The following is a 21,267-nucleotide window of genomic DNA, read 5'->3' as shown; positions in this document are numbered from 1 at the left end:
GAACATATTGAATCAGATCTTCGCGAAAGATTCTTTCGACGCGCCGCGAGGCAGAGAGACTATTAAACGACCAGACACTATTCCGCTGCAGTCGCCTCCCGCGGCGGACCCTAAGTCAGCGGCATTGACATCGACACCGAGCGACAACCCCGGCTCGGAGGACGAGTCCGCATCGCCGCCTGATCCGCGCCTCATGCACCACGGCGTCCAGATCACCTACCTGGGCCAGGGCGGCCGCTCGCTCGCCGTGGAGCACGACGAAGCGGGCGGCCACCCGAAGCGGGTCCTTCTGGCCGACCTGGGTGTGCAGAGTCCCCGCGGCCCCACGCCGGACCTCGCGGTGGCCACGGCTCCGAACTGATCGGCCGCGGCACCCGTAGTCCTCGGGAGGGATCGCGGGAGATGCCGCACCTCGCCGCCTCGTCGCCAGATCTCCAGGAGCCGATCTCGTGGACGCCACGCCCCGCCGGCGCCGCTGGTTCCTCGGGGCGGCGGCGACGGGTCTCGGCCTGGCGGGGCTGTCCGGGAGCGGGGTCGGGCACCGGGGCATCGCGTCCCCGCCCGGGGTCTTCGCCGTGCACGAGTTCGGGGCACGGGGCGACGGCACCACCCGCGACACCGCGGCGATCCAGGCCGCGATCGACGCGGCGGCCGCGAGCGGGGGCGGGATCGTGGTCTTCCCCGGCGGGACGTTCCTCTCCGGGACGATCTTCCTGAAGAGCCGCGTCACGCTGCACCTCGGGCCGGGTGCGGTCCTGCTCGGCAGTCCCGACGTCGCGGACTACCCGGCCAGGCCCTTCCCCGCCCGGGACCTCGACGTCGGCGGGTACGAGGTCTGGGCGCTCGTCCACGCCGAGGACGCGGAGCAGATCACGATCGAGGGCGACGGCGTCATCGACGGCAACGGAGCGCACTTCCCGAGGATGGAGGTCCTCGACCCGGACGTGGTCACCAGAGCGCGCCCACGCCTGATCTTCTTCAAGAGCTGCCGTTCGGTACGGCTCCGGGAGGTGACCCTGCGCGAGGCGGGGCTGTGGACGGTGCACCTGGCGATGTGCGACACGGTGCGCATCAGCGGGTTGAGCGTGACGTCCACCCGGCACCTCAACCAGGACGGGATCGTGCTCGACAGCTGCACCGACGCGACGGTCAGCGACTGTTCGGTGGACACCGAGGACGACGCCGTCGTGCTGAAGAGCTCTTTCCCGCGCGCGTGCAGCAACGTCACGATCAGCAACTGCGTGCTGCGGTCGCGGTGCGCCGGCGTGAAGCTCGGGACGCAGTCGCTGGGCGGCTTCCGTGCCGTCGCGATCTCGAACCTCGTGCTCCACGACTGCCGGCTCGGCGGTCTGAAGTTCCAGACCGTGGACGGCGGCGACCTCGAGGACGTGACGGTGCGCGACATCGTCATGCACGACGTCGCCGCGCCCCTGTCCTTCCGGCGCGGGGCACGGGGCGTCGACTTCGGCTTCCCGGACGTCCAGCGCCCCCGCCCCGTCGGCGCGCTGCGCCACGTGCTGATCAGCCAGGTGCGGGCCACGCTCTCGGCAGGTGTCCCGCGAGACGGCGCGACCATGAGCATCGCCGGCGTCCCCGGACACCCGGTGGAGGACGTGACGCTCGAGAACATCGACATCACCGTCCCGGGCGGGGGCACGCTCTCCGAGGCGCGCCGCGGCGAGGTCCCCGAGCGGGAGAGCGCCTATCCCGAACACACCATGTTCGGTGTGCTGCCCGCGCACGGCCTGTGGGTGCGCCACGCCGCGCGCCTCGCCCTGCGCGACGTCCGCGTCGGCATCGTCGCGCCCGACGCCCGTGCCGCGCTGGTCTGTGACGACGTGGACGACCTCGACGTCGTCCGGCTCCGGGCCGCGACCTCCGGTCCGGAGCCGCTCGTGCGTCTGCGCGGCACGCGGGGCGCCGCGGTACGGGGGTGCCGGCCCGGAGCGGGGGAGACCTTCGTCCGCGTCGAGGGGCAGGGCAGCGGCGACATCGCCCTGGTCGGGAACGATCTGCGCGCCGTCCGGGTGCCGGTCGCCACGTCGGACGGGTTCGCGGGCCGGGTGTCGCGGACGGACGATCTCGTCCCGCCCTCGACCTCGGGGCCGGACACCTGACCGTGGGGCGTGGCGGTCCTCCGTCGGGCGGGTTCAGGTCACGAGGTACCGCGCCACCGCGTCCTCGTCCCACGCGATGCCGGTTCCCGGACGGTCCGGTGGGATGGCGGCGCCGGTGGAGACGTCCAATGGTTCGCGGAGCACCGGGGCGGCCCAGTCGACGTACTCGAGCCAGTGGGCCGTCGGTGTCGCGGCGAGCAGGCCCGCGCTCGTCTGCAGGGGACGGCGCATCGGGACCAGCACGAGGCGGGTGTCGACGGCGCGGAGCGTCAGCGCCGGCGGGTGACCGGGTGCGCTCACGGGGCGCTGCCCTCGGCGTGGACGGCGAGGACCTCGGCGATCGCGCGGTTGGCCGGGGTCGACACACCGAGTCGGGCGCCCCGTGCCACGACGTCGCCGCTGAGCCAGTCGACCTCCAGACGGTGGCCCCGCTCGAGGTCGCGGTGCATGGACGAGGTCATCGTGGCGGGGACGGTGTCGACGAAGGCGAGCCGGTCGTCGGCGAAGTCGGCGGGCAGCGCGACACCCTGGGCGCGGGCGACCTGCACGACCTCGTCCATGACGTCGTACAGGAACGCGCGCGATCGGGGGTGGCTCCGGATGGGGCCGATCGTGGTGCGGGCCAGGCTCGTCGTGCCGGAGAGCCCGACGAGGAAGACGAACTTCTCCCAGGTCGTGCGCTCGATCTGCTCGCTGACCGCGACGTCGACGTCGACGCCGGCGTCGGCGAGCGCCGCGCGAAACGCCTCAACCCGCGGTGAGCGTGTGCCGTCGAACTCGCCGATCACGATGCGCTGCAGGGAGCCGGAGTGCTCGATCACGCCGGGCTCCGCGATCGTGGCCGCGATGTAGCACACCCCACCGAGGACGTGGGCTGCACCGACGGTCCTGGCGAGGACGTCGTCCTTCATCACACCGTTCTGCAAGGACACGACGGCCGTCCGGTCGCCCTGCATCGGCGCGAGCGACGAGACGGCCTGCTCGGTGTCCCAGAGCTTGACCCCCACGACGACCATGTCGACGGGGCCGACCTCGGCGGGGTCGTCGGTGGCCCGCGGGTCGGGGAGGGACAGGTCGCCGAGCGGGCTGTGGACCCGGAGGCCGTCGCGGCGGATGGCCTCGAGGTGACGACCCCGTGCCAGGAACGCCACGTCGTGCCCGCTGTCCGCGAGCCGGGCCCCGAAGTAGCCGCCGACCCCGCCGGTCCCCATCATCGCCACGCGCAGCGCCGTGGTCACCGGGCCCGCTCGGCGTGCTCGTGGGAGCGCCGGCGGTGCGCCTCGGCGCGCTCGATCCGGTCGGCGCGGACGAGTGCCGCCTGTTCGGGGGTCGCGACGCCGTTCGAGGTCGCGTTCTCGGCGGCGGCCATCTCGTCGATCTCCAGGATCCGGAGACGGGAGGACTCCTGGTCGGGCGCCTGGTCCCCGGCCCGGGCCCGGGCGTAGGGGTTCTCCGAGGGCAGGCCGCCGCTGATACGGCCGTACGCGCCGGTGAACAGCAGCGCCATGCCGGCGAGCAGGCTGAACACGACGTTCGGGAAGCGAAAGGCGAGCAGGTTGGCGGCGGTGCCGAGCACCGCCAGATTGGCCAGGCCGGACACCAGGAACAGCACCCCGAGGGTCGTCATGGTGGTCGAGGCCACGGCTCCGCCACGCCACGCGGCGGCCACCAGGACCAGGCCGACGACGACCGAGATCGTCGCGAGCAGCCCGTTGGAACCCATCCCCATCAGCGCGGGGCCGTCGACCGAGAGGAACGGCAGCCCGCGGGCGAAGCCCATCACCCCGAACGCGGTGAGCGCGGCGCCGAGGAGGCCCGCGCCGAGCCGATGGACTCGTCGCACCGGTTCGGCGCTCCGCGGATGGTCGTGGCCGGTCATGATGAGCCCCCCTGGTTGTACCGATTGGTACAAGAAGCCTGAAGGTTGCCCGTCGTCGCGTCAAGGACAGGAGCCGGTCCGGCGGCCTTGACGTCGGGAGGGCACCCGGTGCTGACTGTGTACCAACAGGTACAGGATCGGCGCGTGTCGACGGGGGAGGACCATGAAGGGCTACGACCTGGTCGTGATCGGGGCGGGCAGCGGCAACATGCTGCTGGGCCCGGAGCTCGCGGGGCTTCGTACCGCGATCGTCGAGCCCGACCGCTTCGGCGGGACGTGCCTCAACCGCGGCTGCATCCCCTCGAAGATGCTCGTGGTGGCCGCCGATGCCGCCCGCGCCGTGACCGACGCCGGGCGTCTCGGCGTGCGCGCCTCCCTCGAGGGTGTGGACTGGGCCGCCGTCCGGGATCGCGTGTTCGGCCGCCTCGACCCCCTGCACGACCAGGCCGTGGCGCACCGCCGCCGCGGCGGGATCGACGTCTACCAGGACGCGGCCCGGTTCGTGGGGCCCGGCGTCCTCGAGGTCGGTGGCGCCAAGATCACCGCGGACCGGATCGTGGTCGCGGCCGGGTCGCGCCCGCTGGTGCCGTCCATCCCCGGCCTCGACACCGTCGCGTTCCACACCTCGGACACGATCATGCGCCTGGACGAGCTCCCGGCCTCGCTGATCGTGATCGGCGGCGGCTTCATCGCCGCGGAGCTCGGTCACGTGTTCTCCGCGTTCGGCGTGGACGTGACGGTCGTGCAGCAGGGGCCCCGGATGCTCATGGCCGAGGACGCCCAGATCTCCGCCCGCTTCACCGAGCTCGCCGCCCGCCACGTCACCCTCCGGGTCGACACCGCGGTCACCGCCGTCGCGTCGCGCGGGAACGGCGTCGCGGTCACGGTCGAGCGGGCCGGCGAGGTCGAGGTGCTCGCGTCGGCGGCGCTGCTGGTGGCCACGGGACGGCGTCCGAACACCGATCTCCTCGACGTCGCCGCCGCGGGGCTCGAGGTCGACGAGCACGGGCACCTGATCACCGACGACAGCTACGTCACGTCGGCGCCCGGCGTGTGGGCGTTCGGCGATGCGGCGAACCACTTCCAGCTCAAGCACATGGCGAACGCCGAGGGACGCGTCGTGGCCCACAACATCGCCCATCCCGACGCTCCGCGCCGGCTGCGGCGCGACGTGGTCCCCCGTGCCGTGTTCGCCGACCCCCAGGTCGCCGCGGTCGGTCTCACCGAGGAGAGCGCCCGCGATCGCGGGATCGAGTACGTGGTCGCCGTCCGGGACTACGCCGACACCGCGTACGGCTGGGCACTCGAGGACACCACCAGCTTCGTCAAGCTCCTCGCCGACCCGCGCGCCCGCACCGTCCTGGGCGCCCACATCATCGGTCCCCAGGCCTCGACCCTGATCCAGCCGCTGATCCAGGCGATGATGCTCGGGCAGACCGTGGACCAGCTCGCCCACGACGTCCTCTACATCCACCCCGCGATCACCGAGGTGCTCGAGCAGGCGCTCCTCGCGCTCTGAGAGAGGCGACGCAGCGGCGACCCCAACGAGGAGGAGGCACCGGTGGCGCAGGACACCACCAGTCGGCCGCGACGGTTGACCGCTCGCGGGGCGGCGACCCGCGAGCGCATCGTGGTGGCGGCAACCGACCTGATGTACGTCCGGGGCGTCGGCGCCACGAGCCTCGACGACGTCGTCGACGCCAGCGGCACCGGCAAGTCCCAGCTCTACCACTACTTCGCGGACAAGGACGCGCTCGTGCTCGCGGTCGTGTCCACCCAGATCGACCGTGTGCTCGGGTTCCAGGAGCCCCTCCTGCGGGACCTGGACTCGCTGCGCGATCTGGAGCGCTGGCGCAACGCCCTGGTCAGCGGCCCCGGTATGCACGAGGGCGGCCACGGCTGCCCTCTCGGATCCCTCGCCGCCGAGCTCGCCGACCACTCCCCGGCGGTCCGCTCCGCGCTGGTCCACGGCTTCGACGCTTGGGAAGAGTTGATCAGGGACGGGCTGGCGCGGGTGTGCGCGCGCGGCGAGCTCGCCGCCGACACCGATCCCTCGGCGCTCGCCGCCGGCATCATGGCGGCGCTCCAGGGCGGCCTGCTGCTCGCCCAGACCCACCGCGATCCACGACGGCTCGCGGTCGCCCTCGACATGGCGCTCGGGCGTGTCCCGGGATGGAACGGTGCGCCGACCTGACCTCCGCGGGCAGTCACGGGCTGAAGGCGGTGCGGGGTTCGCGGACCGGAGGCGCGTCGCCGTCGGTGCCGGCGATGCGTGTGGTGGAGGGGCGCACGTCGTACGCGTCGCGCCGGAGGTCGCCGTAGTCGGGCATCATCAGGCGGCCCCATACCCGTCCTGGTTCACCGGCGAGACGTGTGTCGGCCTCCTCCAGGACGCCGCTCTCCGTCACCCCGGCGAAGCTGCCTCCGGCGTCGGTGGCGGTCGGCAGACCGGCGCCGCCACCGGTCCACACCTCCGGGACGACATCGCCCGGCGCGCCGTCGTCGAGGAGGCGACCGCCGACCGGATCGTCGGGCCCGGGCGGGGCGAGGATCAGCGCCCCGGGGGTCGTCGCGAGGCCGCGCCCGACGGTCGCGAGGTTCCCGACGCACGGCCACGCCAGCGCGAAGGTCCAGTCGACCAGCACGCGACCGCGCCCGCTCAGGTAGTCGGTGATCGGGGTCACGTCGACGATGCGGGGACCGGTGACCGCGACCCAGCCGCGGTCGTCGGTGCGGTCGTCGCGCGCGATCACGCGGACGCGGTCGGCGCCGGTCGGGATCTCGTCGGGGGGCACGGTGAGGGTCCGCCAGGTGGAGATGTCGCGGAAGCGGTCCTGCAGGTCGGCGCGCTGCGGGTCGGGAGCGAACCCCCGGTAGCCGCGCTCGGGGGCCGGTGCCTCGACCAGACGCCGGGTGCCCCGGGCGGCGGGCGCACCGGTGGTGTCCGGGCCCGACCCGCCGTACTCGAGGGTCACTGATGCCCCGTCGTCGGTACGCCCCGCCACCGAGAGCGCCAGTTCCTGCCCCTCGCGCGTCGGCGGGAGGACGAACCACGGGCTGGCGAGGACGCCGACGCCGATCGGTCCCACGTCCCTGGACCCCCAGGCGTAGGTGTCGTCCCGCGCACCATCCTGCTGTTCCGGCCGGGTCGGCGGCGGGTCGGCCCAGCCGCCGTCCGCGACGAAGCCGTCGAGCTCGGTGGTGGCGTCGGATCCCTTCTGCGGAGCGAGGGGGCCGCCGTTCGCGGTGGTCAGGACCTCGACGCGGTCCTGCAGAGCACAGGTCGCCCGTCCGCCGGGATCGTGGGCGGCGGCGAGGTTGGCGGCGCCGAGCGACCACCCGCCGGCCGGTGGAGCAGCGGCGACGGCGAACGAGCCGGTGAGCACGGCGATCGAGGTCGCCGCCGCGAGTACCGGGAGCACGGCCGGGCCGACCGCGCTCGCGACCGCCGGCCCGTTCGACGCGAACCCGGCCCGTCGACGCCACACAGTCACGGTCGCGGTGATGACGGCGGTCGCCGCCCCGGCGCCGGCGAGCCAGAGCAGCGGCGAGTCGAACGGCGTCACCGGGGTCGTCGCCCACGGCATGTGCGCGTTCGAGTACCCCCACCACGCGTTCGGTCCCGAGAACGCCGCCGTCGCCGCCGCGACCACCGCGAGCGCGGTCCCGGCCCCCACGGCGAGCAGGACCCGGTCGCGGTCCGGACGGGCGGCGAGACGGGCGAACGCGAGCACGACGGCCGCCAGGGAGACCGCCCCGAAGCCGGCGAGCGCGCCGAAGTGGTGCGACCACTTCGACGGCGTCATCGCCAGCAGCGCCAGGCCGGCGGGCCCGAGGAGCAACAGGACCGGTTCGCCGGCCGGCGGACCCAGAGCGGCCCGGCCCCGGCGGGCCAGGAGCGCCACCGCTGCCACCGACGTGGCGAGCAGCAGCAGGACCGGCAGGCGCTTGCCCGCGGAGCCCCAGCTGTCCTGGCCGAGCAGGTAGCTGTAGCGCAGCCACTCGGCGTACCAGGGCTGACTCGGACCGAACTGCTGGTGGATCGAGGTCGCGACCAGCAACCCGTGCCACGACTGACGCGCGAAGACGACGACGAGCGCGACCGCGCCCACTCCGGCCATCGCGGCCAGGACCGCGGTGAGCCGCGCGGCGGCCGCCCGCCCCTCGCGCCGGCCGCGGGCCAGCCGCCCGAGCCTGGGCAGGGTGAGCAGGAACGGCGCCAGCCCGAGCACTCCCGAGGGGGCGACCGTCACGGTCACGGCTGCCACGCCACCCGCGAGCCCCAGCAACGGCAGCGGATGGCGGGCGTCGGCGCGCACCGCCCGCAGGACGAGCACGAGGACGGTGGTCACCCCGGCGGCCACGAACGACTCCGGGCGGGTGCCGAGGTCGTAGGGCAACCACCACACACCGAGCGCCACGACCGTCAGGAGCCGGGCCCCGAGGGCGTGTCCGGCCCGGTGCCCGAGCGCCGGCAGCACGCCACGGGTCACGAGGAACCACAGTGCGATCCCGGCGAACACGCTGGGCAGCCGCAGGGTGAGCGCGTCGACGCCGCGGTCGACGACCAGGCTCACCAGCAACTGGCTCGTCGCGAAGGGCGCCTCGGACGCGTCGAACCAGCGCACGTAGTTGCCGACCGGACCCCCGTCGGCGGCGGCCCGCGCGATCAGCGCGGCGAAACCGTCGTCGTCGGTCAACGGGCCGACCACCGACCACCACGCAAGGGCCACCACCACACCGGCGTCGATCGCGGCGAGCGCCCAGTTGCGCGGGCGGCGCAGCGCCGCCACACCCCGGCGCGGCGCACCGCGCACCCGGGCGACGACGGCGGCCCCACGAGGGCCGGTCGGCCCGGCGGGGTCGGCGATCCCGAGCGCCGCGAGGAGCAGGAGCGCGAGCCCGGCCAGCGCGAACTGCAGCGCGACGAGGGCGGACTTCTCCGGCGTCCGCGCGTTGTCGAACCACGAGGGGGTGCGCGCCCGCAGGGAGAGACCGTCGGCCCCGTCGCCGCGTAGGTCGGTCACGATCGCGAAGACCTCGGGCACCGGATCGCCCGGCCGGTCCACGACCGAACGATCATCGAACGAGGCCCGGACGCCGCCGGCGTCCGCGTCGACGCGCAGCGTGCAGTCCCCGTCCGGCACCGTGAGTGTGTCCGCTCGCCCCCCGGCGAGGAGCCTGGCGGTGCCGTCCAGCGCGCGGACCGCGAGCCCGGAGGAGGTGCCGGTGGTCGTGGTCGCGAGCACCGTGGTCTCGCCGGGGGTTCTCGCCGCCTCCCGCAAGGTCGTGCACGGGACCGTGGCCTGGAGCTGGGCGGGCCGGTACGGCACGGGGAACGCCGTCGTCGACACGGGAGGGGAGCCCGCCGACGGCCAGCTGATCGTCGAGGTGGTGGCCTCCACCGGGGCGACCGCGACGAAACCGGCGACCGCGGTCGCCGCGAGACCGACGACGAGCGTGGCCCCGACCACGAGACGGCGGAGATGATCGCCTCTCGTCCCGCGTCGGGACGACGTCGGCGCCGCCTCGTCCCGGCCCCCCGCCTGCTCGGCAGGACGGAGCAGTGAGGTTGCGGTCACACGGGCATCTTCGTTGCGCCACCCGGACGTGGATCGCACCGGGCTTCTGCGGGCCGTGGAGCCGTGGCGAGCCGCGGTGTGCGGGCGACGGGCGGTGCGTCGTGCGGTGGAACGGCCGAACTCGCCGGGGGTCCGGGCACGTAGGCCGGGCGTGCCGACCTCCACGGACGACCCGCTCCCCACCACCGCGGCGCGGCTGGACCCGCGTCCCGCCGCGCTCTGCGGGCTCCTGGGTATCGGTGCGGCGCTCGCGGTCGGCGACCTCGTGGCCGGTCTGCTCTCGCCGGCGTCGTCGCCGGTGCTGGCGGTGGGCGGTCAGTTCATCCGCCTCACCCCGGAGTGGCTCAAGGCGCTCGCGATCGCGACGTTCGGGGTGTACGACAAGCTGGCGCTGCTGGGGGGAATGGCCGTCGTCCTCGTGATCGTGGCCGTAGTCTCGGGGCTGGCGAGTCGCCGGAGCGCGGCACCGGGCGCGATCGTCGTCGTCCTGCTCGGCGTCGTCGCCGTCACCTCGGCCACCGCCGCCCCGGCCTTCTCGGTCGCCGACCTGGTCGCCCCGCTCGCCGCCCTCGTCGCCGGGCTCGCCGTGTGGACCGGGCTGCACCGACTCGCGATGCGCCGCGCCGCCGCCATCGTGGCCGCCACCGCGCCCGAGGGCTCTCCGTCGGCGGCCTCTACGGACGATCCGGCCACGGACACCGGCTCCGGGGACGGCGCGGCGGGGCGCGTCGTGGAACAGCCCACCGTTCACCGCGCGGGGCCGGTCGGATCGGCGGGCGCGGCCCGGCGCCGCTTCCTGCTCGGCGTCACCGGCGTGGCCGCGGGAGCCGGTGCGGCCGCCGTGGCCGGCCGCTGGCTGGCGGCGACGGGCGGAGCGGAGGCGTCGCGGGCGAGCGCCGGCGCGCTCCCCGGAGGGCCGGGGCCTCGGGTCGACCTCACCGGCGCGGACTTCGCCGCGCAGGGGACCCCGACGTGGCTGACCCCGAACAGCGCCTTCTACCGCATCGACACGGCCCTGCAGGTCCCGCAGCTCACGACGCGCGACTACACGGTGCGCATCCACGGCCTGGTGGACCGCGAGCTGCGTCTGTCCTACGACGATCTGCGCGCCCGCCGCCTGGTCGAGGCGCCGATCACGATGACCTGCGTGTCCAACGAGGTCGGCGGTTCGCTGATCTCGAACGCCGTCTTCCTCGGCGTGCCGCTGGCCGACCTGCTCGCCGAGGCCGGCGTCCGGCCGGTGGCCGAACAGATCGCCTCCACGAGCGCGGACGGCTTCACCACCGGCACCCCGGTCGCCGCCGTGAGCGACGGGCGCGCGGCGATGCTCGCGGTGGCCATGAACGGCGAGCCGCTACCGGTGGAGCACGGTTTCCCCGTGCGCATGGTCGTGCCCGGCCTCTACGGATTCGTGTCCGGGTGCAAGTGGCTCACCGACATGGAGCTCACGACCTTCGCCGAGTTCACCTCGTACTGGGAACAGCGGGGGTGGGCCGCACAGGCCCCGGTGAAGACGCAGTCACGTGTCGACGTCCCCCGGGCCGGCAGCAGTGTGCTCGCCGGCCGGGTGACCGTCGCCGGTGTCGCCTGGGCCCAGCACACGGGGGTCGCGCGGGTCGAGGTCCGCGCCGACGGAGGAGCGTGGCAGGACGCCGAGCTCGCCCGCGACGTCTCGATCGACACCTGGCGCATGTGGCGCACCGAGCTCGACCTGGCTCCGGGGGCGCACCGCCTGCAGGTCCGCGCCACCGACCGCGGCGGGGACACCCAGGTCGCCACCCCCACTCTCACCATTCCCGACGGCGCCACCGGATGGCACACCGTCGAGGTCACCGCGATCTGACGGGCGTGGTCAGGGCACCACGTGCGCGAAGACGACGGTGTTGTCCTCGTAGGAGCGCACGGCCGAGTCGAACGGGCCCCCGCAGGTGATCAGGCGCAGCTCGGGTCCGGGGGTGTCGCCGTAGACCTCGAGGCGCGGGAAGGCGTCCTTGGGGAAGCGCCGGACGTTGTCGACGGCGAAGGTCCGCGCGGAGCGGTCGGCGAGGGTCACGGTGATCATGTCGCCGGGACGCAACCGACCGAGCTCGAAGAAGACCGACGGCCCGTCGGCCGCGGAGTCGACATGGCCGAGGATCACCGAGGGCCCGAGGCGGCCGGGGGTGGGGGAGCCGCGATACCACGCAGCCTGGTCGTACTGCGGCCCCGGCGCGGGCACCTCCAGGGTGCCGTCGGGGTTGAGTCCGACGGTGTTGACCGGCGTGGACACCCCGATCGCGGGCACCTCGAGGCCGACCGGCGGGGACCCGGACGCAGGCCGCTGCCGCGACTCGGAGCTCGGGGTCTGCGGCCGGCCAGGGGGTGCCGTGGGCCGTGCGGTGCCGGCGACCGGGTCGGCCGCACCCGGACCTGCCGAGGCGGCCGGGGTGCCGTCCGGCGCCGGCGGGCCGGGCCGTCCGACGAGCCCGATGAGCCCGACCACCAGCCCCAGGCCCGCGAGGGCGACCGCGATGCCGACCAGCAGGGGGCGTCGACGCACCGTGGGTTCCTCCCATGACGGCGACCGTCCCACCCCGGGACGAGGGTCTCCGGGGTGGGACGGTCGGGAGTTCGTGGACCGATGTCAGCGGCGGGCTGCTCCGCGTCGCCGGGCCACGAGCGCCGTGCCACCCGCGGCCAGCAGGGCCAGCCCACCGGCCGCGATCAGTGCGGAGTCCGGGCCGCCGGCCGTGGCGCCGCCGCCGGTCTCCACCCCGCCCTGGGGCATGTCGGGCATCTGACCGGGAAGGTTGACCACGATCGTGGCGATCCCGATGGTCAGCCCACCCTGGATCGCGTCGGTGGAGAACGCCTGGTTCAGCGCCATCGCCGCACCGTCGTTGAGCCGCACGGTGGTACCGGTCAAGGTCGCGGTGCCGGCGTTCATGTCGGTCTGGATCGGCTGCAGGGTGGAGCCGTCGAGGTCGAACAGCACGGTCGACTCGGCGACGGTCTGTCCGTTGGCGGTGACCTTGCCCGACAGGGTCGCGGGGTTGCCGGGGTCGATCACGAAGTTGGTGAGCTCGACCGTGGTGTCGCCCTTGGTCAGGCTCAGCCCGCTGCCCTGGTGCTCGATGCGTCCCTGGACGTAGGGATCGACGGCACCCGGTGCGTAGACGGTGACGTTGCCTCCGGTGATCGGGAAGCGGGCGCTGCCGTCGGAGATGGTGGCGTCGCCGACCGTGCCAGGGGTGACCTGCAGCGATTGCAGCGCGTCGGTGAACCCGGAGTCCAGCCGGACCGAGGTCGACTGGCCGGTCAGGTCGGGAATGGTGGCGATCGGCTCGGCGGCCTGGGCCGCCCCCGCGCTGATCCCGGTCAACGCCAGCACGGCGGCTCCCGAGACCAGCACACCGGCGACCTTTCGTGGAATGCTCACGAGCAGGAACCTCTCTTCGGCGAGAATGGCCCCCGGCTCGTGCCGAACGCCCTTTCGGGCCGGTTTCCGCACAAGTCGCTCACTGGGTTCATTTCTCGCCGGAATCCAACCAGGACTTCACCTCGTCGTCCGGCGAACCCGCCTTCTCGGTCCGCGGGGGGGGGACGCGTCCGCCGGATGGCGACACGGAGGTGTCACCCGCCGACCTCGTCGCGGACGCGCGGGATCACGTCGTCGGCGAAGTGCTGCAGGTGGTCGCGACCAGGCTGCTGCGGGATGAGGTTGACCGCGTCGGCGCGCCACCGGGTGGCGAGCTCGACCAGCAGGCGGACCCAGTCGTCGGCAGTCGCGCGCAGGCCCGTGGTCGGGGGCGTGCCGTCCCACCGCAGGGGTGGGGCGTGCTGGTCGAGGACGCCGACGGGCTGGATCACCCGCTCGATGACAGCGGGATCCCGGCCGGCCGCGCGTGCCGCGGCGTCGATGCGGTCGTTCCCGTCCCGGACGGAGGCGACGTCGGTCCCGAGCGGCACGATCCACCCGTCGGCCTTCGCGCCGAGGAGCTGCAGCATCCGGGGTCCTCGGGCGCCCAGCCAGATGCCGATGGGGTGGGCCGGGCCGGGTCCGGTGGCGACGCCCCGCAGCGGGAAGGTGCCGCCGCGGTCCGCCCCGGGACCCACAGGGTGTGCAGCACGTCGACGGCGTCGGCGAGCGAGGTGACGGTCTCGGCGGGGGTGCGGCGTGGCCCGCCGAGTCCGTGGATGCGGTCCCAGCCGTGGCCGCCGCCCAGGCCGAGGTCGAAGCCGGCCGCTTCCGCCACCGCGACGTCGTCCCGCAGGTCGCGGAGCGTCGCGGCGTCGGGGCTGAGGAAGACGCCGAAGCGTGGCGCGCTCATCGGGCGCTCCCCACCGGGGCGCGCGTGTCGCCGCGGGCGGTGGTGACGGGCGTGCGGAGACGTCGACCGAGCGGGTCGAGGGCCAGCGCGAGCAGCGCCCCGACGGCGGCGAGTGCGGCGCAGAGCAGGAGGGCGTGCCGGTCGCCCTCGGCGATGGCGGTCAGCGTGGGACGGGGACCGAGTCCCGCGGCGGCGACGCTCGCGAGGGCGGCGAGCCCGAGGGCGCCGCCGACCTGACGGCTGGTGTTCACCAGGCCGGAGGCCACGCCCGCCTGATGTCCGGGCACAGCTGCGGTGGCGGCGGCCGTCGCGGGGAACGAACGACGCGCCCATCCCGATCGAGCACATGGTGCTGAGCTCGCTGTCGATGGAGCCCGGGTCCGTCCTGGCGATGGGCGAGCTCGCCCGGTTGGCGAACGGGTCCCCGTCACGGCTCTCGAACGTCGTGAAGCGCTGCGAGGCGCGCGGCTGGATCGTGCGGCGTCCCGACCGCGACGACGGGCGCGTGACGGTCGCCGAGCTCACCGACGAGGGGCGGGCTGTTGTCGAGGCCGCCGCACCGGGTCACGTCGAGGCCGTCCGGCACTACGTGGTGGAGCCGCTGACGCCCGCGCAGCAGCGGTCCCTCGCCGCCGCGGGTCGGCGGATCGAGACCGTCCTCGACCAGGACTGTCCCCCGCGGGGCCGTCCCGGCGACGCGTAGCGATACCGGCCGGCGGCCTCCCGGCAACCGCCGTCGACGCTCACCACGCGGGCAGCGCCGGCAGCTCGCCGTCGTACCGCAGGCCGTCCTCCACCTGTTGTCGCGCCAGGAACGGCAGCAGCGCCTCGTAGTAGCCCTCGACCCGGAAGGAGCCGTCGCCGACGGTCCACTCCTCGCCCTCGCGGGCGACGATCCGGAGGCCGGGGGAGTCGGGATGTGTCCGCAGGCGGTGCACGCAGACCTCGATGGCGTCGAGGGTCGCGTCCGGGTCGGCCTCGTGCCATTCCCACGTGGTGTCGAGGTCGTCGTGGTGGACGACGACCTCGGTGGTGCGCCGGGCCGGCAGCGAGAACACGGCGACGTCGCCGCTGAAGAGGGTCGGCACCGTCTCGACCTGCACCCCGTTCCGGAGCGACCGGAACGCCGCCAGCAGACGCCCGTCGGCCTGTTCCAGGGTCGTCACCAGCTCCGGGGCTGACAGCGTGGCGGTGGCCTCGATGTCGGTGTCGCGCTCCTCCCGCGACGCGTAGGCCAGCGTCTCCTGGCCGGTGACGGCCCAGGTGACGAGGTTCGTCATCGCGTCGGCGTCGAGCGCCAGGTGAGCGATGAGGTGCGCCCGGGTCCAGCCCTCGCAGTGGGTGGGCCGGGCGAGCTCGTCGTCGGTGAGGCTGGCGATGGTCGCCATCGCCATGCCCGTCTCGCGCTGCAGCACGTTGAGGTCGCTGGTCAGGCTGCGGAGGTCCTTCACGGTTCTCCTCGTGGGCGCTGGAGCCCCGCGAGCTCGGCGCGTGAGCGGACGCCGAGCTTCGTGAAGATCCGGGTGAGGTGGTACTGCACGGTCTTGGGGGACACGTGGAGCTCCGCGGCGGCGTCCTTGTTCGACAGGCCCCGAGCGACGAGGTCGACGACCGCGACCTCCTGGGCGGTGAGGTCCTGGGCGCCGCGCTCCGGGCGGCTCTGGTGCACCCCGCCCGCGCGCAGCTCCCGGTCGCAGCGGGCGACGTAGCTGCTCGCGCCGAGGGCTCCGAAGAGCTCGCGCGCCGTGGACAGGATCGTGTCGGCCTCGCGGCGCTGGGCCAGGCGACGCAGCGACTGCCCGTAGGCGAAGTGCGCGCGGGCGCGGTCCCAGCGCAGGGGTTGGGTGTCGAGGGAGGCGATGGACGCCTCGAACGCCGCGCGGGCCGCGTCGAGGTCACCGCGGGCGGTGTGGAGGCGGCCGCGGGCCCAGGCGAGCCGGGCGACCTCGGCGTGGTTGTGCTGCTCGGAGGCGCGCTGCTCGTGGCGGGTGAGGAACTCGTCGGCCTCGTCGAGGTGGCCCTCGAGGACGAGCGCGTTGGCGTAGACGTCACGCCAGGGCCACCAGCCGGGCTGGGAGACCGCGGTGTCCTCGTCGGCGTCGAGGGGGGCGAGGGCCCGGACGACCGCGCCGTAGTCGGCGCGCACCTCGGCCGTCGACGCGCGGGCCAGGCGGCGCGGCACCGCCATGATCTCGTAGTCGTCGGCACCGCTGTCGGCGTCGCGCAGCACGCGTTCCGCCCGTTCGTGGTCGCCGCGCAGGCCGTGGATCTGGGCGGCGGTCCAGGCGAGCAGCGGGGTCACGATGACGATCCCGCTGCGCTCGGCGCGTCGCAGACCCTGGGCGACCGCGCGGAGCGCGAGGTCCCAGTCGCCGGCGAGGAAGTGGACGCGGGCGAGCCAGCCGGACGCCCACAGCGAGATCCGGGAGGAGCCGCCGAGGGTGGTCGTGGGGATGGCGCTCTCCAGCTCGGCGCGGGCCTCGTCGAGCTCGCCGAGGACGAGGTGGAGCCAGCCGTGACCCATGGTGACCCGCTGGAGCTGCGCGCCCCCACCGATGCGGCTCACCATCGCGCGGTACTCGGCGAGGCCCTCCCGGGGACGGCCGGCGGCGGCGGTCCCCAGGCCGCGCATGGCCAGCGCCTCGACCGCCGCCGGGTGGTCCGCGCCGACGAGGTCGACGGCGCGGTCGGCCCAGTCGACGAGCTCCTGCCCGCCACCGCGGAGCAGCGCGTCCAGCACGCGTCGCTGACAGACCCACGCGGCCGTGTCGGGGTCGCTTGCGGGATCGCGGAGCTCCCACGCGCGGCCGAGAGCCCGGTCGGCCTGCTCGGCGCGGCCGAGCTGGATGGCGAGGTAGCCGAGCACCGAGTTGCGGATCGCGGTGTCGAGCAGGTTCTCGATCGCCGGGATCATGGCCTCGGCCTCGAAGACCGCGCCCGCGCCGATCATGGCGTCGACGGCGCGGATGAGCAGCAGCTCGCGGTCGTCGTGGCGGTCGGTGAGCCGGCTCGCCTCGAGCAGCGCGTCCGCGGCGTCGGACCAGGCGCCCTCGGTGGTCTTCGTCCGGGACAGCTCGGCGAGCTGGTCGGCCAGGGCGACGTCGGGGCCCGGCGTCGCGGCCGCGAGCAGGGCGAGGCGACGGTGCGGTTCGGCGACGATCCCGGCGGCGCGCCGGCGGATCGCCGCGGCCTCGTGCGGGCCCACGAGGTCCAGCACCGCGGCACGGATCATCGGATCGGTCGGTCCCACGACGGGCAGCGACCGCCCGCCGAAGCGGGTGACGAGGCCGTGCCGGGCGGCCTCGCTGAGCGGGCGCAGGACGTCGTCGAGACCGGCGGTGCGCGCGACCTCGTCGAGGCCGGCGGGGTCGCCGAAGCACGCGATGGTCTCGACCAGTGCCCGGGCCTCGGCGCCGAGGGCGACGCAGGCCTCCTCGACGCGGACGGCGACCTCGCCGGGGGCCGGGAGACGGAGGTCGGGGACGTCCCACCTCTCGGCGGGCAGCTCGTCGAGCAGGGCGAGGACGTGGCGCGGGTTGCCCTGGGTGTGGCGCCGGAGGCGCTCGGTCAGCCACGGCGGGAGCGGGCGCCCCCGGTCGGCACACAGCTCCTCGAGGTCACGGGAGGTCAGCGGTCCGAGCGGCACGACGGCGTCCGCCGTGCGCCGCACCAGCTCCGCGGTCGCCGACGGCCCGTGGCCCGGGGTGGCCGCGAGCAGGGCGACCGCGGGGACGTCGCGGTGGTGCCGCGTCAGCGTCGACAGGGCCCGCAGCGACGCCTCGTCGCACCAGTGGGCGTCGTCGACGACGAGGACGACCGGGGCGTCCCCGGCCCGCTCGGCGAGGCGCCGGGCGACGGCGAACGGGTCCTCCTCGGTCAGCGCCGCGACGTCCTCGCCGAGCAGCTGGGCGACGACGGCGTGCGGGCAGTCGGTCTCCCACGCCACCGCGGCGGCGGTGAGCACGCGGCCCGGCGCCGCCGCGGACGCCTGGGCGAGGAGCCGGGACTTCCCGATCCCGCTCTCGCCGGTGACGAGCACCGTGCCCCGTCCCTGCACGACCAGGTCGTGCAGGGCGCGGCGGAGCTCCTGGCGCTCGTGCGGGCCGCGGGGCAGGTCGTCGAGCGCGCGGGTGCCACCGGACGCGGGCGGCCCTGCCTCACCCGCATCCGGTGACGGCGCCGTCGCCATGCCTCGCGCTCCGTTCAGCCCAGGTCGCCGCCGGCGACCGGGAGGACGGTGCCGGTGATGTAGGACGCCTCGGGCGAGGCCACGAAGGCCAGCGCCGAGGCCTGCTCGTCGAGCGTGCCGTAGCGCTTCATCAGCGACGACCCGGTGACCTGCTCGACCATGTCGTGGCGCCACTCCCGCTCCTGGTCCGAGGCGGGCCCGGGGCCCCGCGCGGTCTTCCGCTCGGGGGCGTCGGTGCCGCCGGGCGCGGTCGCCACGACCCGGACCCCGTGCGGGGCCAGCTCCATCGCCAGCGCGGTGGTGATGGCGTTGACGCCCCCCTTCGCCGCCGAGTACGGGACCCGCAGGATGCCCCGGGTGGCGTTCGACGAGACGTTGACGATCGTGCCCCGGCCACGCTCTATCATGTGCGGTGCCACGGCGCGGCAGCACCACAGCGTGGGCCACAGCGACCGGTTGACCTCGGCCTGGATCTCGTCGGGCGTGTACTGGTCGTACGGCTTGGCCCAGATCGTGCCGCCCACGCCGTGGATGGCGACGTCGACCCGACCGAACTGCTCGAGCGCCGCGTCGACCACCGCCCGGGCGCCGTCCCAGGTCTCCAGGTCGGCGATCACCGCCACGGCGTCGCCGACGCCCTCGGACGGGTCCTCGGTCAGCTCGGCGGCGAGCTCCTTGACGGTGTCGGCGCGATCGGCGAGGACGACGAGCCCGCCCTCGGCGTGGATGCGCCGCGCGGTGGCCTCGCCGATGCCCTGGCCCGCCCCGGTGATCACGACGACCTGGTCGCGGAAGCGGCCCGGCGTGACGAACCGCGGCCGCCGCGAGGCCAGCCGCTCGTCCATGGCCCGCCGCGTGGTGGCCTTCGACCGCTCGGCGTGCTCGGAGATCAGCCGGCGGGCCTCGTCGCGGTCGCCGGAGGAGAACGCGTCGACGATGTCGAGGTGGTCCTGGGCGCAGCGTGGGTCGCACCAGGTCGCCGAGCGCAGCGACTCCTCCATGTGCCCCTCGACCCCGAGGTCCTGGTAGGCGTGCAGCAGGTGCTCGTTGCCGGTGAGCGTGAACAGGTAGTCGTGGAACGCCGCGTTGGACTCGGTGTAGGCCGCCGCGTCGGTGAAGCGCTCGTTCTCGACGTCGACGTAGGGCACCGTCGCCTGGGCGAGCACGCGGTACCCCGCGACCTGCTGCGAGGTGATCCGGCCGATCGTGAGCTCGAGCGCGCCCAGCTCGAGGGCGCGACGGGCGTCGAAGATCGCGTCGGAGACCTGGATGGACGGGTGCTGCTGGCCGATCTCGTAGCCGTCGGTGGTGACGGTGCCCGGGACGGCCTCGGCGGCCGGCTCCGGCCCGCGGGGCGCGACCAGCGGCTCGACCACGCTCGTGGCGAAGACGTCCTGCCCGAGGACGCCCCGGGCATCATCGGCCACCAGCAACTCGTCGTCGTCGGACACCCAGGAGACGTCGGCGTGCTCGCCCCCCGGCAGCACGACCCGCCCCAGCAGCCGCCGCGAAAGGTCCTCGGCCGCCGCCGCCGGCGCCGCCGGCTCGGCGCGGTCTTCCGTCCCCTCGACCGTGCTGACGTCCGGCGTCGCGGCATCCGATTCCGGCTGCGCCGCCTCGAGGTCGTCCTGCTCGCTGTCGGGCTTGGCGGCGAGCGCGAACTTCTCGTAGTAGAAGCCGGCGGGCTCGAAGCCGCGGTCGGAGAAGTCCGAGCGCACGGCGTCGACCATGGGCGGCGGCCCGCACAGGTAGACCGAGGCGTCGCCGTCGTGGAGGTGCTCGGGCTCGGTGTGCGCGGTGACGTAGCCCTGCCGTTCGGCGGACGTGTTCTCGTCGGCGACGGTGTGCGCCCAGGTGAACGAGTCCAGGGACTGCTCGAGCTCGGCGAGGGTGTCGAGCTCGACGACGTCGTCGTCGGTGGTCGCGCCGTAGATCAGGTGCACCGGCCGCTCGCTGCCCGACGCCTTCAGCCGGCGCAGGATCGACAGGATGGGAGCGAGCCCGGTGCCGCCCGCGAGCAGCAGCAGCGGCGCCTCGGACTCGCGCAGGAAGAAGCTGCCGTGGGGCCCGGTGAACTGCACCGAGTCGCCGACCGACGCCCAGTTCTCCAGCCAGTCCGACATGACCCCGCCGGGCGAGAGCTTGATCAGGAAGGTCAGCTGCTCAGCGTTGGGGGCGCTGGAGAACGAGTACGAGCGGGTCTGGTCGGTGCCGGGCACCGCGATGTTGACGTACTGGCCCGGCAGGAACACCAGCTTCTCGCGGTCGTCGCAGTCCAGCGTCAGCGACATGGTCGTGCGCGACAGTCGCGCCACGTCGGCGACGGTGGCCGTGAAGCTGCCCGCGCTGGTCTTGGCGACCGCCGAGGTCGTCGGGATCTGCAGCACCAGGTCCGTCTTCGGGCTCATGCTGCAGGTCAGGACGTAGCCGTCGGCCTCCTCGTCCGGCGAGAGGGCGTCGGAGACGTAGTCGTCCATCTCGAACTCGCCGGACTCCCAGCGGGACTTGCACGTCCCGCAGGCCCCGTCGCTGCAGTCCACCGGAATATTGATCTTCGACCGGTAGGCCGCGTCCATGACCGTCTGACCTTCGCGGCACCGCACGAAGCGGGTGACGCCGTCCTCGAAGGTCAGGGCGACGTCGTGCGTGGGTGCACTCATCGCTCGAGCCTCCTCAGAAGTGGTAGATGTCCACGACGTGGTGGATGTAGTCGTTCTTGAGCACCACGGTCTTGCGGCGGATCAGCGGCGACGGCCCGGAGAAGTCGATCGTGTAGAACGACGTCCCGTAGTACGGGTCGACGGTCTTGTACCGGAAGTACATGGTGTGCCAGTTGAACCGCACGTCCACCAGGTCGCCACGGCGCTCGATCACCTCGACATTGGTGAGGTTGTGGCTCGTGCGCGGCTCGGGGATCGATGTCGCGCTCGAGCGCTCGGTGCGGATGCGGAAGACCCGGTCCTCCAGCCCGCCCTTGTTCGGGTAGTAGATCAGCGAGATCTCGCGCTGGGGGTCCTGGGTGAGGGTGTCGTGGTCGTCCCAGCACGGCAGCCAGTAGACGACGTCGTCGGCGTAGCACTCGAGCCAGCGCTCGAACTCGCGGTCGTCGAGGTACCGGGCCTCGCGGTAGAGGAACTGCTCGATCATGTTCTGGGTGATGAGGGTGCTGGTGCGCTCGGTGGTGGTCATG

18 protein-coding genes are annotated in these 21,267 nt (G+C 74.1%); 6 read left to right on the top strand and 12 right to left on the bottom strand.

Features of this window, described 5'->3' with window-relative positions; genetic code table 11:
- The coding region (locus QSK03_RS25820) for a hypothetical protein (protein ID WP_285658105.1) at positions 1–361 on the top strand (361 nt) is incomplete at its 5' end.
- Positions 362–449: 88 nt separating this feature from the next.
- Positions 450–2,117 carry a glycoside hydrolase family 28 protein gene (locus tag QSK03_RS25815; RefSeq protein ID WP_285658103.1) on the top strand — a complete coding sequence of 556 codons (1,668 nt, stop codon included), beginning with the start codon at positions 450–452 and terminating at the stop codon, positions 2,115–2,117.
- A 33-nt stretch (positions 2,118–2,150) separates the two neighbouring features.
- On the opposite strand, the gene QSK03_RS25810 is transcribed toward QSK03_RS25815, so the two are convergent.
- From QSK03_RS25810 to QSK03_RS25800, 3 genes are read right to left on the bottom strand one after another with little or no spacing between them, the layout of a single operon-like run.
- Entirely contained in the window at positions 2,151–2,417 is a 267-nt protein-coding gene (locus QSK03_RS25810) for a hypothetical protein (RefSeq protein WP_285658102.1), read from the bottom strand.
- Positions 2,414–3,355: a ketopantoate reductase family protein gene (locus QSK03_RS25805; protein WP_285658100.1), complete on the bottom strand. Its 942-nt coding sequence runs from the start codon at positions 3,353–3,355 to the stop codon at positions 2,414–2,416. Before QSK03_RS25805 ends, QSK03_RS25810 begins: the two co-directional genes overlap by 4 nt.
- On the bottom strand, positions 3,352–3,960 hold the full coding sequence (locus QSK03_RS25800; protein ID WP_285658099.1) for a DUF4383 domain-containing protein: 609 nt from the start codon (positions 3,958–3,960) through the stop codon (positions 3,352–3,354). The genes QSK03_RS25805 and QSK03_RS25800 overlap by 4 nt, the downstream gene beginning before the upstream one ends.
- A gap of 199 nt (positions 3,961–4,159) precedes the next feature.
- Between QSK03_RS25800 and QSK03_RS25795 the strand changes: the two genes are divergently transcribed.
- Together QSK03_RS25795 and QSK03_RS25790 are read left to right on the top strand one after the other, a co-directional pair.
- Positions 4,160–5,515: a mycothione reductase gene (locus QSK03_RS25795; protein ID WP_285658097.1), complete on the top strand. Its 1,356-nt coding sequence runs from the start codon at positions 4,160–4,162 to the stop codon at positions 5,513–5,515.
- Between the two features lie 42 nt (positions 5,516–5,557).
- The gene (locus tag QSK03_RS25790) at positions 5,558–6,190 is read left to right on the top strand and encodes a TetR/AcrR family transcriptional regulator (protein ID WP_285658095.1); all 633 of its coding nucleotides are present in this window, start codon (positions 5,558–5,560) and stop codon (positions 6,188–6,190) included.
- 13 nt (positions 6,191–6,203) lie between these two features.
- Here QSK03_RS25790 and QSK03_RS25785 read toward each other — a convergent pair whose 3' ends face one another.
- On the bottom strand, positions 6,204–9,470 hold the full coding sequence (locus tag QSK03_RS25785) for an arabinosyltransferase domain-containing protein (protein ID WP_285658093.1): 3,267 nt from the start codon (positions 9,468–9,470) through the stop codon (positions 6,204–6,206).
- Between the two features lie 259 nt (positions 9,471–9,729).
- Here QSK03_RS25785 and QSK03_RS25780 point away from each other — a divergent pair, with 259 nt between their 5' ends.
- The gene (locus tag QSK03_RS25780) at positions 9,730–11,421 is read left to right on the top strand and encodes a molybdopterin-dependent oxidoreductase (protein WP_285658091.1); all 1,692 of its coding nucleotides are present in this window, start codon (positions 9,730–9,732) and stop codon (positions 11,419–11,421) included.
- A gap of 9 nt (positions 11,422–11,430) precedes the next feature.
- On the opposite strand, the gene QSK03_RS25775 is transcribed toward QSK03_RS25780, so the two are convergent.
- The 4 genes from QSK03_RS25775 to QSK03_RS25760 form a co-directional block, all read right to left on the bottom strand.
- A complete protein-coding gene (locus QSK03_RS25775; protein WP_285658089.1) occupies positions 11,431–12,117 on the bottom strand; it encodes a class F sortase in 687 nt (228 codons plus the stop codon).
- An 84-nt stretch (positions 12,118–12,201) separates the two neighbouring features.
- Entirely contained in the window at positions 12,202–12,996 is a 795-nt protein-coding gene (locus QSK03_RS25770; RefSeq protein WP_285658087.1) for a GVDTG sorting domain-containing protein, read from the bottom strand.
- A gap of 194 nt (positions 12,997–13,190) precedes the next feature.
- Positions 13,191–13,673: an LLM class flavin-dependent oxidoreductase gene (locus tag QSK03_RS25765; RefSeq protein WP_285658086.1), complete on the bottom strand. Its 483-nt coding sequence runs from the start codon at positions 13,671–13,673 to the stop codon at positions 13,191–13,193.
- A gap of 211 nt (positions 13,674–13,884) precedes the next feature.
- Positions 13,885–14,154, bottom strand: a complete 270-nt coding sequence (locus QSK03_RS25760; RefSeq protein ID WP_285658085.1) for a hypothetical protein — start codon at positions 14,152–14,154, stop codon at positions 13,885–13,887.
- 80 nt (positions 14,155–14,234) lie between these two features.
- On the opposite strand from QSK03_RS25760, the gene QSK03_RS25755 reads away from it, so the two are divergent.
- The gene (locus QSK03_RS25755; protein ID WP_285658082.1) at positions 14,235–14,591 is read left to right on the top strand and encodes a MarR family winged helix-turn-helix transcriptional regulator; all 357 of its coding nucleotides are present in this window, start codon (positions 14,235–14,237) and stop codon (positions 14,589–14,591) included.
- Positions 14,592–14,631: 40 nt separating this feature from the next.
- On the opposite strand, the gene QSK03_RS25750 is transcribed toward QSK03_RS25755, so the two are convergent.
- Genes QSK03_RS25750 through benB form a run of 4 tightly spaced genes read right to left on the bottom strand, consistent with a single transcriptional unit; the run spans position 14,632 to position 21,266 of the window.
- Entirely contained in the window at positions 14,632–15,339 is a 708-nt protein-coding gene (locus QSK03_RS25750; RefSeq protein WP_285658080.1) for a maleylpyruvate isomerase family mycothiol-dependent enzyme, read from the bottom strand.
- Positions 15,336–18,077 (bottom strand): helix-turn-helix transcriptional regulator, encoded by a 2,742-nt coding sequence (locus QSK03_RS25745; RefSeq protein WP_285658078.1) that lies wholly within the window; start codon positions 18,075–18,077, stop codon positions 15,336–15,338. Before QSK03_RS25745 ends, QSK03_RS25750 begins: the two co-directional genes overlap by 4 nt.
- A 14-nt stretch (positions 18,078–18,091) precedes the next feature.
- Positions 18,092–20,737, bottom strand: a complete 2,646-nt coding sequence (gene benC, locus QSK03_RS25740) for a benzoate 1,2-dioxygenase electron transfer component BenC (protein WP_285658076.1) — start codon at positions 20,735–20,737, stop codon at positions 18,092–18,094.
- Between the two features lie 13 nt (positions 20,738–20,750).
- A complete protein-coding gene (benB, locus tag QSK03_RS25735; RefSeq protein WP_285658073.1) occupies positions 20,751–21,266 on the bottom strand; it encodes a benzoate 1,2-dioxygenase small subunit in 516 nt (171 codons plus the stop codon).
- Between the last annotated feature and the right edge of the window lies 1 nt (position 21,267).

The organism is Actinomycetospora sp. NBRC 106375 (assembly GCF_030269665.1).
Taxonomy (GTDB): Bacteria; Actinomycetota; Actinomycetes; order Mycobacteriales; family Pseudonocardiaceae; genus Actinomycetospora.
Note: the sequence above shows the minus strand (reverse complement) of the source record. Positions and strands in the feature narration are given on the sequence as shown.

Excerpts from the sequence above, each read along its gene's own strand:
- benB (WP_285658073.1), bottom strand. The coding sequence starts at position 21,266 with ATGACCACCACCGAGCGCACCAGCACCCTCATCACCCAGAACATGATC.
- QSK03_RS25795 (WP_285658097.1), top strand. The coding sequence starts at position 4,160 with ATGAAGGGCTACGACCTGGTCGTGATCGGGGCGGGCAGCGGCAACATG.
- benC (WP_285658076.1), bottom strand. The coding sequence starts at position 20,737 with ATGAGTGCACCCACGCACGACGTCGCCCTGACCTTCGAGGACGGCGTC.
- QSK03_RS25755 (WP_285658082.1), top strand. The coding sequence starts at position 14,235 with ATGGTGCTGAGCTCGCTGTCGATGGAGCCCGGGTCCGTCCTGGCGATG.
- QSK03_RS25745 (WP_285658078.1), bottom strand. The coding sequence starts at position 18,077 with ATGGCGACGGCGCCGTCACCGGATGCGGGTGAGGCAGGGCCGCCCGCG.